13 protein-coding genes are annotated in these 12,778 nt (G+C 69.6%); 6 read left to right on the forward strand and 7 right to left on the reverse strand.

Annotated features, from left to right (window positions below; translation table 11 throughout):
* Positions 1–20 precede the first annotated feature (20 nt).
* The gene (locus ACIA8G_RS27135; RefSeq protein WP_396421478.1) at positions 21–2,837 is read left to right on the forward strand and encodes a BTAD domain-containing putative transcriptional regulator; all 2,817 of its coding nucleotides are present in this window, start codon (positions 21–23) and stop codon (positions 2,835–2,837) included.
* Positions 2,838–2,851: 14 nt separating this feature from the next.
* Here the strand turns inward: ACIA8G_RS27135 and ACIA8G_RS27140 are convergent, their stop codons facing one another.
* On the reverse strand, positions 2,852–3,469 hold the full coding sequence (locus ACIA8G_RS27140) for a LuxR C-terminal-related transcriptional regulator (protein ID WP_396421479.1): 618 nt from the start codon (positions 3,467–3,469) through the stop codon (positions 2,852–2,854).
* Positions 3,470–3,585: 116 nt separating this feature from the next.
* Here ACIA8G_RS27140 and ACIA8G_RS27145 point away from each other — a divergent pair, with 116 nt between their 5' ends.
* Together ACIA8G_RS27145 and ACIA8G_RS27150 are read left to right on the forward strand one after the other, a co-directional pair.
* Entirely contained in the window at positions 3,586–3,855 is a 270-nt protein-coding gene (locus ACIA8G_RS27145; protein ID WP_396421480.1) for a hypothetical protein, read from the forward strand.
* A 112-nt stretch (positions 3,856–3,967) separates the two neighbouring features.
* Positions 3,968–4,588 carry a response regulator transcription factor gene (locus ACIA8G_RS27150; protein WP_396421481.1) on the forward strand — a complete coding sequence of 207 codons (621 nt, stop codon included), beginning with the start codon at positions 3,968–3,970 and terminating at the stop codon, positions 4,586–4,588.
* On the opposite strand, the gene ACIA8G_RS27155 is transcribed toward ACIA8G_RS27150, so the two are convergent.
* The gene (locus tag ACIA8G_RS27155) at positions 4,497–4,796 is read right to left on the reverse strand and encodes a sigma factor (RefSeq protein WP_396421482.1); all 300 of its coding nucleotides are present in this window, start codon (positions 4,794–4,796) and stop codon (positions 4,497–4,499) included. The two genes, ACIA8G_RS27150 and ACIA8G_RS27155, sit on opposite strands and share 92 nt — an antisense overlap.
* Positions 4,797–4,941: 145 nt before the next feature.
* On the opposite strand from ACIA8G_RS27155, the gene ACIA8G_RS27160 reads away from it, so the two are divergent.
* Positions 4,942–5,676: a type 1 glutamine amidotransferase domain-containing protein gene (locus ACIA8G_RS27160; RefSeq protein ID WP_396421483.1), complete on the forward strand. Its 735-nt coding sequence runs from the start codon at positions 4,942–4,944 to the stop codon at positions 5,674–5,676.
* A gap of 6 nt (positions 5,677–5,682) precedes the next feature.
* Here ACIA8G_RS27160 and ACIA8G_RS27165 read toward each other — a convergent pair whose 3' ends face one another.
* The 4 genes from ACIA8G_RS27165 to ACIA8G_RS27180 all read right to left on the reverse strand — a co-directional run bounded on the left by ACIA8G_RS27165 (position 5,683) and on the right by ACIA8G_RS27180 (position 9,637).
* A complete protein-coding gene (locus tag ACIA8G_RS27165; RefSeq protein ID WP_396421484.1) occupies positions 5,683–6,201 on the reverse strand; it encodes a DUF305 domain-containing protein in 519 nt (172 codons plus the stop codon).
* Positions 6,201–7,208, reverse strand: coding sequence for a DUF1996 domain-containing protein (locus ACIA8G_RS27170; RefSeq protein WP_396421485.1), 1,008 nt, complete (start codon positions 7,206–7,208; stop codon positions 6,201–6,203). Before ACIA8G_RS27170 ends, ACIA8G_RS27165 begins: the two co-directional genes overlap by 1 nt.
* Before the next feature lie 47 nt (positions 7,209–7,255).
* Positions 7,256–9,055 (reverse strand): sigma-70 family RNA polymerase sigma factor, encoded by a 1,800-nt coding sequence (locus ACIA8G_RS27175; protein WP_396421486.1) that lies wholly within the window; start codon positions 9,053–9,055, stop codon positions 7,256–7,258.
* Between the two features lie 93 nt (positions 9,056–9,148).
* Positions 9,149–9,637 (reverse strand): MarR family winged helix-turn-helix transcriptional regulator, encoded by a 489-nt coding sequence (locus ACIA8G_RS27180; RefSeq protein ID WP_396421487.1) that lies wholly within the window; start codon positions 9,635–9,637, stop codon positions 9,149–9,151.
* Positions 9,638–9,699: 62 nt separating this feature from the next.
* On the opposite strand from ACIA8G_RS27180, the gene ACIA8G_RS27185 reads away from it, so the two are divergent.
* Complete coding sequence (locus ACIA8G_RS27185) at positions 9,700–10,905, forward strand: amidohydrolase family protein (RefSeq protein WP_396421488.1); 1,206 nt, start codon at positions 9,700–9,702, stop codon at positions 10,903–10,905.
* A 10-nt stretch (positions 10,906–10,915) separates the two neighbouring features.
* Here the strand turns inward: ACIA8G_RS27185 and ACIA8G_RS27190 are convergent, their stop codons facing one another.
* Entirely contained in the window at positions 10,916–11,878 is a 963-nt protein-coding gene (locus ACIA8G_RS27190; RefSeq protein ID WP_396421489.1) for an aldo/keto reductase, read from the reverse strand.
* A gap of 40 nt (positions 11,879–11,918) precedes the next feature.
* Here ACIA8G_RS27190 and ACIA8G_RS27195 point away from each other — a divergent pair, with 40 nt between their 5' ends.
* Positions 11,919–12,530, forward strand: a complete 612-nt coding sequence (locus tag ACIA8G_RS27195; protein ID WP_396421490.1) for a TetR/AcrR family transcriptional regulator — start codon at positions 11,919–11,921, stop codon at positions 12,528–12,530.
* Positions 12,531–12,778 lie beyond the last annotated feature (248 nt).

Here is a 12,778-nt window from a genome sequence, read left to right on the forward strand (position 1 = left end):
CTCATGAGAGACTGCGGCGCATGCGTTTCCAGCTGCTCGGACCGGTCGAGGTGCGCGACGACGACGGCGTGCCCGTCGCGCTACCTGGCGGCCGGGCCCGCGCCATCCTCGCGATGCTGTTGCTCGCGCGGCCCGGTGTGGTGAGCCCGCAGCGGCTGTTCGAAACGGGGCAGAGCGCCAAGGACCCGGCGAACGCGCTGCACGTGCAGATCGCCAAGCTGCGGGCCGCGCTGCCGCAACAACGGCTGGTGTCGCAGCACGGCGGATATCGGTTGGTCGCCGAGCCCGGTGAGGTCGACGCCGACGTGTTCGTCGAAGAATGCGAACGCGGACAGCGACTTGCGGCCGGGAAGCAGTACGAAGAGGCCGCGCGGGTGATTCGCGCTGCGCTCGCGTTGTGGCAGGAGCCGGTGCGCTACGACTTCGCCGAGTCGTGGCTGGCGCGGCTGGACGAGGTGCGGCTCACCGCGCTGGAGACGTTGGTGGACGCCGAACTCGCGCTGGGCCACGACCAGGCGCTGGTGCCGGAGCTGACCGGACTGGTTGCGGCGCACCCGTTGCGGGAGCGGTTCAGCGGCCAGCTCATGACCGCGCTGCTCCGGTCCGGCCGCAGGTCGGAAGCCCTGGCCGTGTCCGCGGAGCTGCGCGAACGGCTCGCGGACGAGCTTGGTGCCGATCCCGCGCCCGACATCGCCGCTCTGCACCTGGAACTGCTGCGCGATGATCCCGGTCGCCCGACCGGGAATCTGCCGCATCCGATCGGCACGCTGATAGGCCGCGACGCGGATCTGGCCGGCGTTCGAGGGCTCCTCGCCGAGCACCGCCTGGTCACCCTCACCGGACCCGGTGGCGTCGGCAAGACGCGGACCGCGAGCGAGCTCGGCCACCAGCTGCGCGACCACTACCGCGACGGGGCGTGGCTGGTCGAGCTGGCGCCGCTCGCCCGTGACGCGAGCGTGCTGGACGCGATCGCGACCACGCTGGGGTTCGAGGAGGGCGACCGGCTGCTGTCGTACCTGCGGGACCGGGAAGTGCTGCTGGTGCTGGACAACTGCGAGCACGTCATCGACGACGCGGCCGCCGGGATCCGCCTGCTGCTCGGCCGGTGCGAGCGGCTGACCGTGCTCGCCACCAGCCGTGAGCCGCTCAACGTCGAGGGCGAGCGCGTGGCGTCGTTGCAGCCGCTCGCGCTGGAGGAGGCGGTGCGGCTCTTCCGCGACCGCGCGCCGTCGGTACCCGACGACGAGGTGCTGGCGCAGCTCTGCGACCGGCTCGACCGGTTGCCGCTCGCGCTCGAACTGGCCGCGGCGGGCACGCGGTTGTTCTCGCTGCGCCAGATCGAGTCCAAACTGGACGATCTCGCGAACGTCTCCCGGCACGCGCCCGCCCGGCACCACTCGCTGCGCACGGTGCTGGCCTGGAGCCACGATCTGCTGACGCCGGAGGAGAAAGCCGTCTTCGCCGGGCTTTCGGTCTTCCGCGACGGGTGCACTTTCGCCGACGCCGAACGGGTGTGCGGCGCCACCGTCGGCCTGCTCGCGCAACTCGTCGACAAGTCGCTCGTCGTTCCCGGCCCCGATGACCGGTTCCGGTTGCTGGACACCGTGCGCGGCTACGCCGAGTCGACCACGGACACCAGCGTGTTCCGCGCCCGGCACGCCGAGGCGATGCTGGCGTTGGCACACGAGGTGGACGTCGGCCTCACCGGACCGCGGCAGCACGAGCTGATGGTCAGGATGCTGCCCGAGCTGCCGAACCTGCGGGCCGTCACGGCCTGGCTGCTGGACCGCGGCGAGGGTGCCAAAGCGATCATCCTGCACAGCCGGCTCGGCTATTTCTGGCACATCAGCGGCCGCGAGGCGGAGGGCACGCACTGGCTCGGCCGCGCGGTGGAATGCTTTGACGCCGCACCGGTCCCCGGCTTCGACCAGCCGCTCGCCATCGTGCTGGGCTGGCACGGTTATCTCGGCCTGATGTCGGGCGCGCACCCGGATCCGTGGCGGTCCGTGCAACGCGTCCGCGACCTCTACCGCGAGAACCCCGCTGCCGTGCGGATCGCGTTGCCGTCGGTGGCGGCGGTCGCCGTCTACGAACGACCGGGTGCCGAGGCGCAGGAGGTGCTGGAGGAAGCCGAAGCGGCCATCGCCGGCCTGGACGACGAGCCGTGGGTGCGCGGCGTGCTCGACGCCCTGTGGTCGGAACAGCACCGCCGCAACGGCGACCTGGCCGCGGCCGTCGAGGCGGCGACGTCGAACCTGCGGTTCTTCGAGGCGCTCGGCGACCCGTTCGGCATCGTCTACTCCCACCTGCGGCTCGGTGACGCCGAGGAGCTCAGCGGGCACCGCGAGCAGGCCCGTGCGAGGTGGACGCGGGCCCGTGACGTCGCGCGCGCCTCGTTCGCCCCGGTCAAGTGCGGCTACGCCGAGCTGCGGCTCGCCTACCTCGACCTCGCCGACGATCCTGTCGCCGCGGCCACCCGGCTCGACCGGGTCCGCGCGCAGGCACGTGAGCTCGCCGCCGATGACCTCGGTGCGGCGGCGGCGAACCTGCTCGGGCTGCTTCTGCTGCGCCAGGGCCGGGCTGAGGCGGCGGTTCTTTGTTTCCGCGAGGTGGCCGGGCGGGCCGGCCCGGTTCGCACTGCTGTGGCCGCCGCTCACTTGGTCGCACTGGACGGGTTGTTGTGGCTCGATGAGGCGGTGCAGGCGGCGAAGCAGATCGCCGATCCGGTGCATCTGGCTGCGTTGCACGCGTTGCTGCGCGGCTCGGAGGGGCTCGGGGATCTGTTGGGGCTGTTGCCCGAACGGCCTGATGCCACGCCGCTGGCTGCGCTGATCTGATCGTGATGGGTCACTCAGATGCTGCCTGAGCGCAACGCGTAGGCGACGGCGTGCGCCCGGTTGCGGAGGTTCAGCCTGCTGGTCATCGTGTAGATCATCTTCTTGACGGTGCGCTCGGAGTAGCGGAGCTTCACGGCGATGTCGTTGGTGTCCCAGCCGTCGGCGATCAGGCGCAGGAGTTCGATCTCTCTGGTGCTCAACCCGGCCGCCTTGAGGCCACGAGGTGCCAGCACTTCGCGGTGCAGGCGCTCGACGTGCCGCAGCAGTTCGCCGAGCAGGTCCGGCGGCATGATCCCGCCGCCGCGGGCGGCGGTGAGCAGGGCCGAGACGAGCCGGTCACCGGTCATCGCACGGCGGTGCAGCAGGCCGACCACCTTGCACTCGACCAGGGTCAGCAGGTCGCTGTCGGAGAGGTCGTCGATGATCAGCACGACCGGCACCCTGATGTCGTCGTACCACTGGCGCAGCACTGTCAGCACCTCGGCGGTGACCCGATCGGCCGCCAGCACCGCGACGTCGCACCCGCCCGCCGGTTCTCCGGTGGTGAACTCGGGTCGTGAGCCGAGGAACGCGGTCAGCCCCGCGTGGGTGATCGGGTCGGGCGCGTGCACTGACACTCGTGTGGTCTGCATGTCTTCTTCTCCTGGTTGCCCCGCACGCACAGATCGTGGGGCTGAAAGGACACAGCTCGCGCGGTTCTATGGCGCTCGTTGTGCTGCTCAAGCACGGTGGTGGCAGGAGGACGGACATGCCACCACCATTCGTGACCTTCGTCGGACCGGTCGATCCGCTGCGCCTGCTCGCCGGCGTGCTGGCCGACGTGCTCGCCGAGCGCTGCGACCAGCTGGACCAGGCGAACGAGCCTGCCGACCTGTACCTCCTGGCCGGCCTCAGCGCGTCCGTCGAGGCGCTGCGTGAGCCCGATTCGCCCTGCTTCAGGGATCACGTCGTGCTCGCCATCCGTTCGCTGGAAGCGGCGCAGCAGGTGGAACCGCACCCGTCTCTGCCAGCGAACTGAACGTGCTTGTCCTGCGCCTGTTCGCCAACTGAAACGCGCGGACAGACTTCGGAAAGGGCGCTCGGTCACCCTGGTCTCTTCGGCAGTCGACGCAGTGTCGTGAGGAACCAGCGTGGAACAGGCAACAGTCGCCGTCTGCTCGACGGACCCCTTGATCGTGTTCGGGGTCGAGCACCTGCTGCGGGCGGAACCGGGATACCGGGTGCTGCCCGCGGACGGACTGCTGGAGGCGCGGGTGGCCGTCGTCGTGGCGAAGGACGTCGACGACGACTCGCACGACCTCATGTCCCGCGTGGCGCGGTCGTCGTCCGCGGTGATCGTCCTCGTCGCGGACAGGCTGACCGGGGACGATCTGGTGAAGATCGTGAAGTGCCGGGTCGTCTCGGTGTTGTCCCGGTCGGCGGTGGACGCCGCCAGCCTGGGCGCCGCGATGGATCAGGCGCTGGCGGGACGTCACACCAGGCACGATCTGATCACCCGTCTGATGACCCAGCTCGAACGGTCGGCGGCGGGGACGCTGCACCCGAAGGCGCCGGGCTCGGCCTTGCTGTCCACTCGGGAGCGGGACGTGCTCTCACTGATCGCCGACGGGCTCGACACCGCGGAGATCGCGGCCAGCCTCGCTTACTCCGAGCGCACCATCAAGAACATCGTGCAGCGGCTGCTGAGCCGGTTGGAACTGCAGAATCGCGCCCACGCGGTCGCGTTCGCGATGCGCCTCGGTGCCCTGTGATGGTCCGCGCCATGGTGAGCAGCTGAGCTCGCGCGGACGCCTTGCTGTCGCCGAGCGAGTGCGGCTGCCGCCACGCCCTGACCAGCGTCTCCTGCACCACGTCCTCGGCCAGCCGGCGGTTCTGGGAAAGCCGCATCGCGTACGAGAGCAGGGCTCTGCCGTGCAGTTCGTAAAGCGATCTGACCAGTGCCTCGTCGCGCACGTTCACCTGCCTGCCTCCTCGATCAGCTGGGGCTCAGAGTGCCATCACTGGTCGCGGAAACAGGCCGGCGGCCGCGTTGGACGCAAGACTTTGCCCGATCGGCGCCAGTCCGCGGTCCTTCTGGGCGGATGTTGGGGAATGATCGGGTCTCATGCGAGTCCTGATTCCATTGCCTGATCGCGACTTCGACGTCACCGAGGTCGCTGTGCCGTGGCGTGTGCTGACCGATGCCGGCCACGAGGTGGTGTTCGCGACCGAGCACGGCTCTCGTCCGGCGCAGGCCGATCCCCTTCTTCTCACCGGTGTCCTTTTCGGACAGCTGGGCGCGGAGGCGGAGCCCAAGCGTTTCTACTCGCAGCTCACCGAGGCCGCGGAGTACCGCGCGCCCATCGCGTGGGCGGCGGTCGAGCCTGCGGAGTATGACGGGCTTGTGCTGCCAGGGGGTCACGCACCCGGGATGCGCCAGTATCTGGGTTCGGCCGTGTTGCAGGACAAGGTGGCCCGGTTCTGGGCGCTGGGCCGGCCGGTGGGTGCCATCTGCCATGGCGTGCTGGTGCTGGCTCGGTCTGCGGACCGGGAAACGGGCCGTAGCCTGCTCGCTGGGCGACGGACGACGTGTCTGCCCAAGTACATGGAACGGACGGCCTACTTTCTCACTGCTTGGCGGCGTGGCCGGTACTACCGGACCTATCCCGCCTACGTGCAGGACGAGGTGATGGCGGCTGGGGCGGTGTTCGAGCGCGGGCCGGTCGAGCTTTCTCGTCGTGGCACGGCCAGCGATGACACGCCGGCGTTCGTTGTGCGGGATGGTAACTACGTGTCGGCGCGGTGGCCTGGGGATGCTTACCTGTTCGCCAAGGCGTTTGCCGGGTTGCTCGGGTCGTAGTGCGGATCACGAAGCGTCCAGGAGTGCCGAGAACTCCGCTCGGGTGCGGTCGATGCGTGAGGCCAGTTCGAGCACCGGTTTGCTTGTGCCGGACGAGAGTTCCGCGCGGGCGACGGTGCGTGCTTCCTCGAACTGGGTGCGCAGCAACGCCTTCAGCTGCCGGTCGAAGTCGGTGCCTTGGGCGTCTTCGATCGCCTTCAGCTCGGCGGCCGTGATCATGCCGGGCATGTCGTGGCCGTCGTGCTGGTCGCTCTCCTGTCTGCCTGCCTTGGCGAGCAGTTCTTCGGCCTGTACCAGTTCTTCCCGGTAGCCGGCCTCGACCTGGCGCAGCGTGGAGCCGGGTTTGCCCGCTGCCAAGGCGATCGCGGCCAGCGCGGACTCGTTCTGAGGGATCACCAGGTCCAGGAAGGCGAGGTCGGTGGCGGTCAGGTCGGTGGTGGTCGGCTCGGCCGGTGGCGCCGTGCCGCAGCCCGTCGCCACCGCCAGGGCCGCCGCGCCGGCGAGGATTGCGGCGAGGATCCTCACTAGGGTCGGCCGTCCGGCCCGCACTTGATGATCGGGTTGATGCAGTCGCGCACCCGTCGTGCCATCTCGGCCTGCGGCCAGGCGTTGAAGAAGTCGCCGTGCATCGTGTACCCCGGGCCGGACGAGAGTTTGAACCGCGCCGGGTCGCCGCTCACCGGGTAGCGCAGCACCTGGCGCAGCTTCGGCACGGGCACGGGGTGGGTTGCGGGACAGCCGCCGTCGACCGGATAGGACATGTGGCTCTTGTGGTCCGCGGAGTCGAGGTCCTTGCCGTTCCAGCACTGCGGGAAGTCCAGATAGGACTCCATCATCGTGCCCGCCGGGCAGTTCACGAAGTCCTTGGAGGCCCCGACGTGACCGGCGTGCAGGCACGACCAGCGTGACATCGTGCTGGCGTCCGGTGCGGTGGCTTTGGCGTTGCCCGCGACCACCCGCAGTCCGTACGGCAGCGGCTGGATGCGCGCGGTCACGTCGGGGCGCACACCCTCGCCGAGGTAGTAGAAGGTCGTGCCGGTCGGCTCCACCGGCTTGCCGTCGACCAGGAGCGTGGGCACCCAGTAGGACGAGAGATCGACCTTGGGGCTGCACGTGCTGCTCGCCTTGCTCAGGGTGTTGATGTCCGACTGGGCGTTGGTGGAGACGTTGCCGAAGAAGCTGTGCAGGTGGGAGACACCGGCGAGCTTCGGGAAGACGATCGGGTCGTCCGGCAGCCGGTGTGTGAACGGGCACTCGGCGACGAACTCGGCCACGCGCACCGCGTTCGGCGGCACCGCGGCCTTGGTTTCTTCCGTTGGCACGGGCGTGCTGGCCGACGGGGGCGGGACGGTCGTGTCACTCGTTGCCTCGGACGAGGAGGCCGAGCTCGTGGTCGTGATCGTGGTCGACGAGAGCAGATCCGGCTCGGGGCCGGAGATCATCGCGTTCGCGGTCACGGCGGAGGCGGCGATGCCGACCGCGGCTAGCACGGCGATGCGAATACGCCACCGCGTGGGGAGGACGTTGGGCATGGCAAAGTCCTTTCGGACAAGGGGGAACAGGACTGGGGCGGGGGAACTCAGCCCGCGTCGCGGTAGGCCTGGCCTGCCTGGTTCGGGGTGCCGCCGGGGGCGTAGAGCCCGGTGCCAGGCTTGTCTGCGGGCAGGGCGAACCAGGCGTAGCGCTCGACGTACGGGAGTCTTTCCAGCATCGCGCTGGAGCCGCGGGCGAAGGCCGCGAGTTGTGCCTGGGTCGGGTAGCGCGGCGTGCCGCTGGAGAAGTCGATGAGCGAGTATTCGGTGAGCCACACCGGTTTGCCGTACCGCGCGTGCACCGCGTCGAGGTAGTTCTTCAGGTGGCCGACGGCTGCTTCGCTGAAGTCCGAGCCGTACCAGTGCAACGTGATGAAGTCGACGCGCAGACCGCGTTGTGCCGCACCGGTCATGAACCGGTCCAGCCAGCCGCCGGCTTTGTCGCCGCTGTGCCCGACGCTCGGGCTGCCGAGTCGCAGCCCGGTTGCCGCCAGCTTCGGCCACAGGTCGAGCGCCTGTTCGGGCGTCATGTTCGCCTGGCTGGGGAAGTCCGGTTCGTTGAAGCCGAGGAGCACCTTGCCGTTCGCCTTCGCGCGGGCGAGGGTCGCGTCGTCGGTGAACTTCGTGCCCCAGATCATCGGCACGAACTCGACGTTCGGCGGCGTGGCGATGCCGTCGGGGTGCGCGGCCCAGTTGTAGTACCACCCCGCCCGGACGTCGGTGAGCGCCTTGCCCACGCCGTCGAAGTTCCAGGTGCTGACGCCCTTCTTCGCCGGCGCCGCAACGGGAATCGCGGGCGCGGCAGTGGGGGACGCCGACGTTGACGTTGGCTGTGCCGAGGAAGGGGCCGACGACGGGGGAGCAGGTGTGATCGTGCTCTGGGTGGTGACGGTGATCGCTTGTGCGCGCGGCTCCTCGCCCGAGGGCAGCACCGCCACGACGATGCCTGCGGCCACTACCGCGGCTGCGGCGGCGGCGAGGGGTTTCGCCAGCGAACCCTTGAGGAACAGGCCGAACTTGCTGCTCGCGGCGGCGGGGGAGACGGTCGCCTGCGAGCCGATGAGCGCGGGGTGCTCGAATCCGAACGCGGCGGGCAGCGGCACCAGTGGGAGCCGGGCGATCAGTCCTTCGACGGCCGCGAGGTCGTACCCGCACCGTTCGCATCGGACGCAGCTGCGGCTGTGCCGGGCGATCCGCTTGCGCCACAACGGACTGGGATCGCCGTCCCAGTCCGCGAGGACGTCGGCCAGCTCGGGACAGCGCGGCGTGCTCTCCAACGTCCGGACGACGATGCGCGCGGCGTCGAGCTGGGCCTTCACCCGTTGCACGCGGACGGCGGTGTGCTGCGGGGTCAGCTCGAGCGCGTTGGCGACCTCGATTCGGGTCAGCCGCCCGGCCGCCTCCAGCCACCACAGGGACAGCAGCTCGCGCTCGTCCTCGCTGAGCCACCGGGTGGCCGCGACGACTTCGCGGCGCTGCCCCGACAGGTGCAGGCGCATGATCGTGAGGTCGACGAAGTCCGCGCCGGGATCGGCGACGTCGTCGGGCACCGGACCGGTGATCGGCACGCGTTGACGTTCGCGATGGCGCTGCCGGATCTGGTTCATCGCGATCACGACGAGCCACGACCGGAACCCGGCGGGATCGCGCAGTGCGGCCAGACCGTCCACGGCCCGGAGCATGGTCTCCTGGACCACGTCGTCGGTGTCCGCGTGACCGCCGAGCGCATGTCCCACGATGTTGTAGACGAGGGGCAGGTACCCGGTCACCAGGTCGTCGAGCGCGCGCTGGTCGCCGTCGCGCGCGGCCACCACCGTCGCGACGCCGGGTTCCTCGGGTGCCGCCATGCCCACCTCACTTGCCGGTCCAGGGTTGTCTGACCAGGAGATGTCCCCGGCGCCCGGCGATAACACAAAATACTTGGCCGGCTTTTGCCCGGCCTATTCCGGCAGGTGGGCGAACACCTCGCGCATCGCGGTCGTGGCCCGTTCCAGCAGGTCGGCGGGGATGGCGGAGAGGACCTTCTCGTGGGCCTTGGTGTTCGTCAGCGTGACTTCTTCGGCCAGTGACTTGCCGCGCGGCGTGAGGCGCACGTAGGTGCTGCGACCGTCGGACTCGTCGGGTTCGCGCTCGACCAGTCCGCGGCTCACGAGGCGGTTGACCACGTTGCTGGTGCCGCCGGTCGACAGCAGCAGGGAGCGGCTGAGCTCGTTCGCCTTGAGCCGGTAGGGCTTGCCGTTGCGGCGCAGGGCGGCGAGCACGTCGAAGTCCGCGCCGGTCAGGTCGAACCCGGACACCGTGACGCGGGTGGCCTCGCTGAGGGCGGCGGCCAGCAGGATCACCCGCTTGCCGAACTCCGTGCTGTCGACGAGGACTTCCGGCAGCTCCGCCCGCCACTTGGTCATCAGGTCATCCACTCGATCCGTCACAGGTCGGAGGGTATTGCACATCGTGATAGCTTTTAAGAAAGCTTTCAAGCGAGGGGGATGCCGTGGACGTGGTGCTGCGCAACGCGCTGGTGATCGACACCGACCCGGTGACGATCCGGCCGGGCACGGACGTGCTGATCTCGGACGGCAGGATCGCCGCGGTGGGGGCCGGGCTGACCGCGGGGACCGTGATCGACTGCACGGACCGGATCGTGCTGCCGGGCTTCGTCGACACGCACCGGCACCTGTGGCAGGGGCTGATGCGGTCGTTCTGCGCCGACATGACGCTGAGGGAGTACCTGGACAAGCTGCTCTGGCCGATTCAGCGGGTGCTCACGCCAGAGGACCTGGAGATCGGCAACCTCGCCGGTGGGCTGGAGTGCCTCGCGTCCGGGGTCACCACGGTGCTGGACTACTCGTTCTCGCCGACCTTCGAGCACGCCGAGGCGGCGGTGCGGGGGCTGCGCGCGTCGGGTGTGCGGGCGATGCACGGGTACGGACAGCCGGTCGAGGCATCGGGGATGGTGGCCGAGGACGTGACGCGTGCCGCGGCGCTGGCCGGTGGGGTGGTCGAGGTCGCGCTGGCGCCGCTCGGGCCGTCGTTCTCCGACATGGCCGTCGTCGAGGAGGTGTGGCGGCTCGCCTCGTCGCTCGGGCTGCGGGTGATGGTGCACATCGCCGGGCAGGAGAAGCCGATGACGGCGTTGCGGGAACGGGGGCTGCTCCACTCGGAGATCACGTTCGTGCATGGCAACGGGCTTCCTGACGGCGAGCTCGAGCTGGTCGCCGAGGCCGGTGCGGGCGTGTCGATCGCACCGGGGCTGGAGGCGCTGATGGGCCACGGCGGGCCGATGGTGCGCCGCACCCGCGGTCTGGGCGTGCTGACCGGTCTCGCCACGGACACCGTGACGGCGGTGGCGGGGGACATGTTCTCGGTCATGCGAGCGACCCTGCTGTCGGCGCACATGAGCGAGGGTGTGCACGTGACTCCCGCCGACGTGCTGCGGATGGCGACCATCGAGGGCGCGGCGGCGGCCGGCATGGCGGACCGGATCGGGTCGCTCGGCGTGGGCAAGCACGCGGACCTGGTGGTGTTGCGGGCGAACGACATCAACCTCGTCGGCACCCACGATCCGGTCGCGGCGGTCGTCACGGCGGCGCACCCCGGCAACGTCGAGAAGGTGTTCGTCGGCGGTGCCGAGGTGCGTCAGCAGGACGTGGCCGGTGCTGTCCGGGCGACGGCGGCCAGCCTGGTGAGCCGCCTGTAGTTCACCCGCCTCAGGTCCAGGTGGGCATCAGCGAATCCATGTAGCGGGCACCGAATCCGCCCGTGGGCAGGATCTCGTGGATGGTGGCGAGGTCGGCTTCGGTCAGGGTGATGTCTCCTGCGCGGGTGTTCTCCTCGACCCGGTCGATGTTGCGGGTGCCGGGGATGGGCACGATGTGTTCGTCACGGCTGAGCAGCCAGGCCAGGGCCAGTTGCGCGACGGTGATGTCCCTGGTGGCGGCGAGTTCTCGCAGGCGCCGGACGGCTTCGAGGTTCTTCTCGAAGTTGCCCGGCCGCCAGCGGGGGTCGTAGACGCGCATGTCCGGTGGGTCGTACTCGGCGGCGGGCCTGGCGGTGCCGGTGAGGAAGCCGCGGCCGAGCGGGGAGTAGGCGACGAAGCCGATGCCGAGTTCCCGCAGGGTGGGGAACAGGTGCTCGACGTCGCGTTCGAACAGGGAGTATTCGGTCTGCAGCACGGAGACCGGCTGGACGGCGTGGGCGCGGCGCAGGGTCTGCGGGCCGGCCTCGCTCAGGCCGAAGTAGGTGACCTTGCCGGCGTCGATCAGGTCCTTCACGGCGCCCGCGACGTCTTCGATGGGCACGGCGGGGTCCACGCGGTGCTGGTAGAGAACGTCGATGTGGTCGACGCCGAGGTGGCGAAGGCTGGCGTCGGCGACGTCGCGGATGTGCTCGGGGCGGCTGTCGAGGCCGCCCTGACGGGTGAAGCCGAACTTCGTCGCGATCACGACCTCGTCGCGGAAGCCCGCGACGGCCCGGCCGACGACCTTCTCGTTGTCACCCCAGCCGTACAGCTCGGCGGTGTCGAAGAACGTCACGCCGAGATCGTGGGCGCGCTGGATGGCCTTGATGCCACCCTGTTCGTCGCTGGGGCCGTAGGCCATGGAGACGCCCATCGCGCCGTAGCCGATCGCCGACGCGGTCAGGCCCTGCTGACCAAGTGTCCTGTGCTGCATGGGAACAGTCCTTCGGCTGGGGTGCGGTAGGTTCATCGTTGTGAAAGCAGATTCACCGGTTCCGTTGCCGGTCGAGGTGATGACGAGCCGTCAGCTCGCACGCCGCGCCCGGCTCATCGAGACCGTGATCAAGCTCGTCACCGAGTCTGGCTCGGCGTCGATCCAGATGCGCGAGGTGACCGAGCGGTCCGGGGTGGCGCTGGGCACCGTGTACCGGTACTTCCAGTCGAAGGACCACCTCCTGGCGGCCGCGATGCTGGAGTGGCAGGGCACGGTCACGCGCCGGATCCTGGCGTCCAACAGCGACGCCGCCGGTGACGCGCTTCTGCTGGTCAAAGACTTCCTGCGGGGTGCGTTGCGGGCGTTCGACCGCGCCCCCGGCATGGCCATGGTCATGATGCAGATGCTGGCGTCGTCCGATCCGGACGTGTACCGGTTCGTGGAGCAGAGCGAGAACGCCCAGTCCGCCGCGTTCGACGACCTGCTGATCGGTGTGCCTCACGACGAGGTCTTCCAGGTGCGGCTCGCGCTCAACTGCGTGCTGTGGGACGCGATCAAGCGCATGTCCACCGGAAGAATCGCCTTCTCCGAGGCGCTTGCCCAGGTCGAGGGTGTCGCCGACATCCTGCTGCGCGGGCGCGTCCCGGCCTGATCCACGCCGGCGTCCTTGGATAGAGCCGCGTTTCACCTGCGCCTCCCGCTGCTCAGCCTGTCCTCAGAAGCCTCTTTCGAACGCGGAACTTCGTGTCGAAGAAACTGAAACCGCGTTCTAAATTGATGCTACCAAAGGCGCTTGGTCAGGCAGTGCGGCAGGCAGGTCGACAGCGAACAGACAGCTTGTGGTCGGCCGGGAGGTCTATGCTCGTCCGCGCCACCGTGGGCTGCCGGCCACCGGCCGGT

This window comes from Lentzea sp. NPDC051213, assembly GCF_044455585.1.
Taxonomy (GTDB): domain Bacteria; phylum Actinomycetota; class Actinomycetes; order Mycobacteriales; family Pseudonocardiaceae; genus Lentzea.

Coding starts and splice junctions, on each gene's coding strand:
- ACIA8G_RS27135 (WP_396421478.1), top strand. CDS start 21: ATGCGTTTCCAGCTGCTCGGACCGGTCGAGGTGCGCGACGACGACGGC.
- ACIA8G_RS27140 (WP_396421479.1), bottom strand. CDS start 3,469: ATGCAGACCACACGAGTGTCAGTGCACGCGCCCGACCCGATCACCCAC.
- ACIA8G_RS27145 (WP_396421480.1), top strand. CDS start 3,586: ATGCCACCACCATTCGTGACCTTCGTCGGACCGGTCGATCCGCTGCGC.
- ACIA8G_RS27160 (WP_396421483.1), top strand. CDS start 4,942: ATGCGAGTCCTGATTCCATTGCCTGATCGCGACTTCGACGTCACCGAG.
- ACIA8G_RS27170 (WP_396421485.1), bottom strand. CDS start 7,208: ATGCCCAACGTCCTCCCCACGCGGTGGCGTATTCGCATCGCCGTGCTA.
- ACIA8G_RS27175 (WP_396421486.1), bottom strand. CDS start 9,055: ATGGCGGCACCCGAGGAACCCGGCGTCGCGACGGTGGTGGCCGCGCGC.
- ACIA8G_RS27190 (WP_396421489.1), bottom strand. CDS start 11,878: ATGCAGCACAGGACACTTGGTCAGCAGGGCCTGACCGCGTCGGCGATC.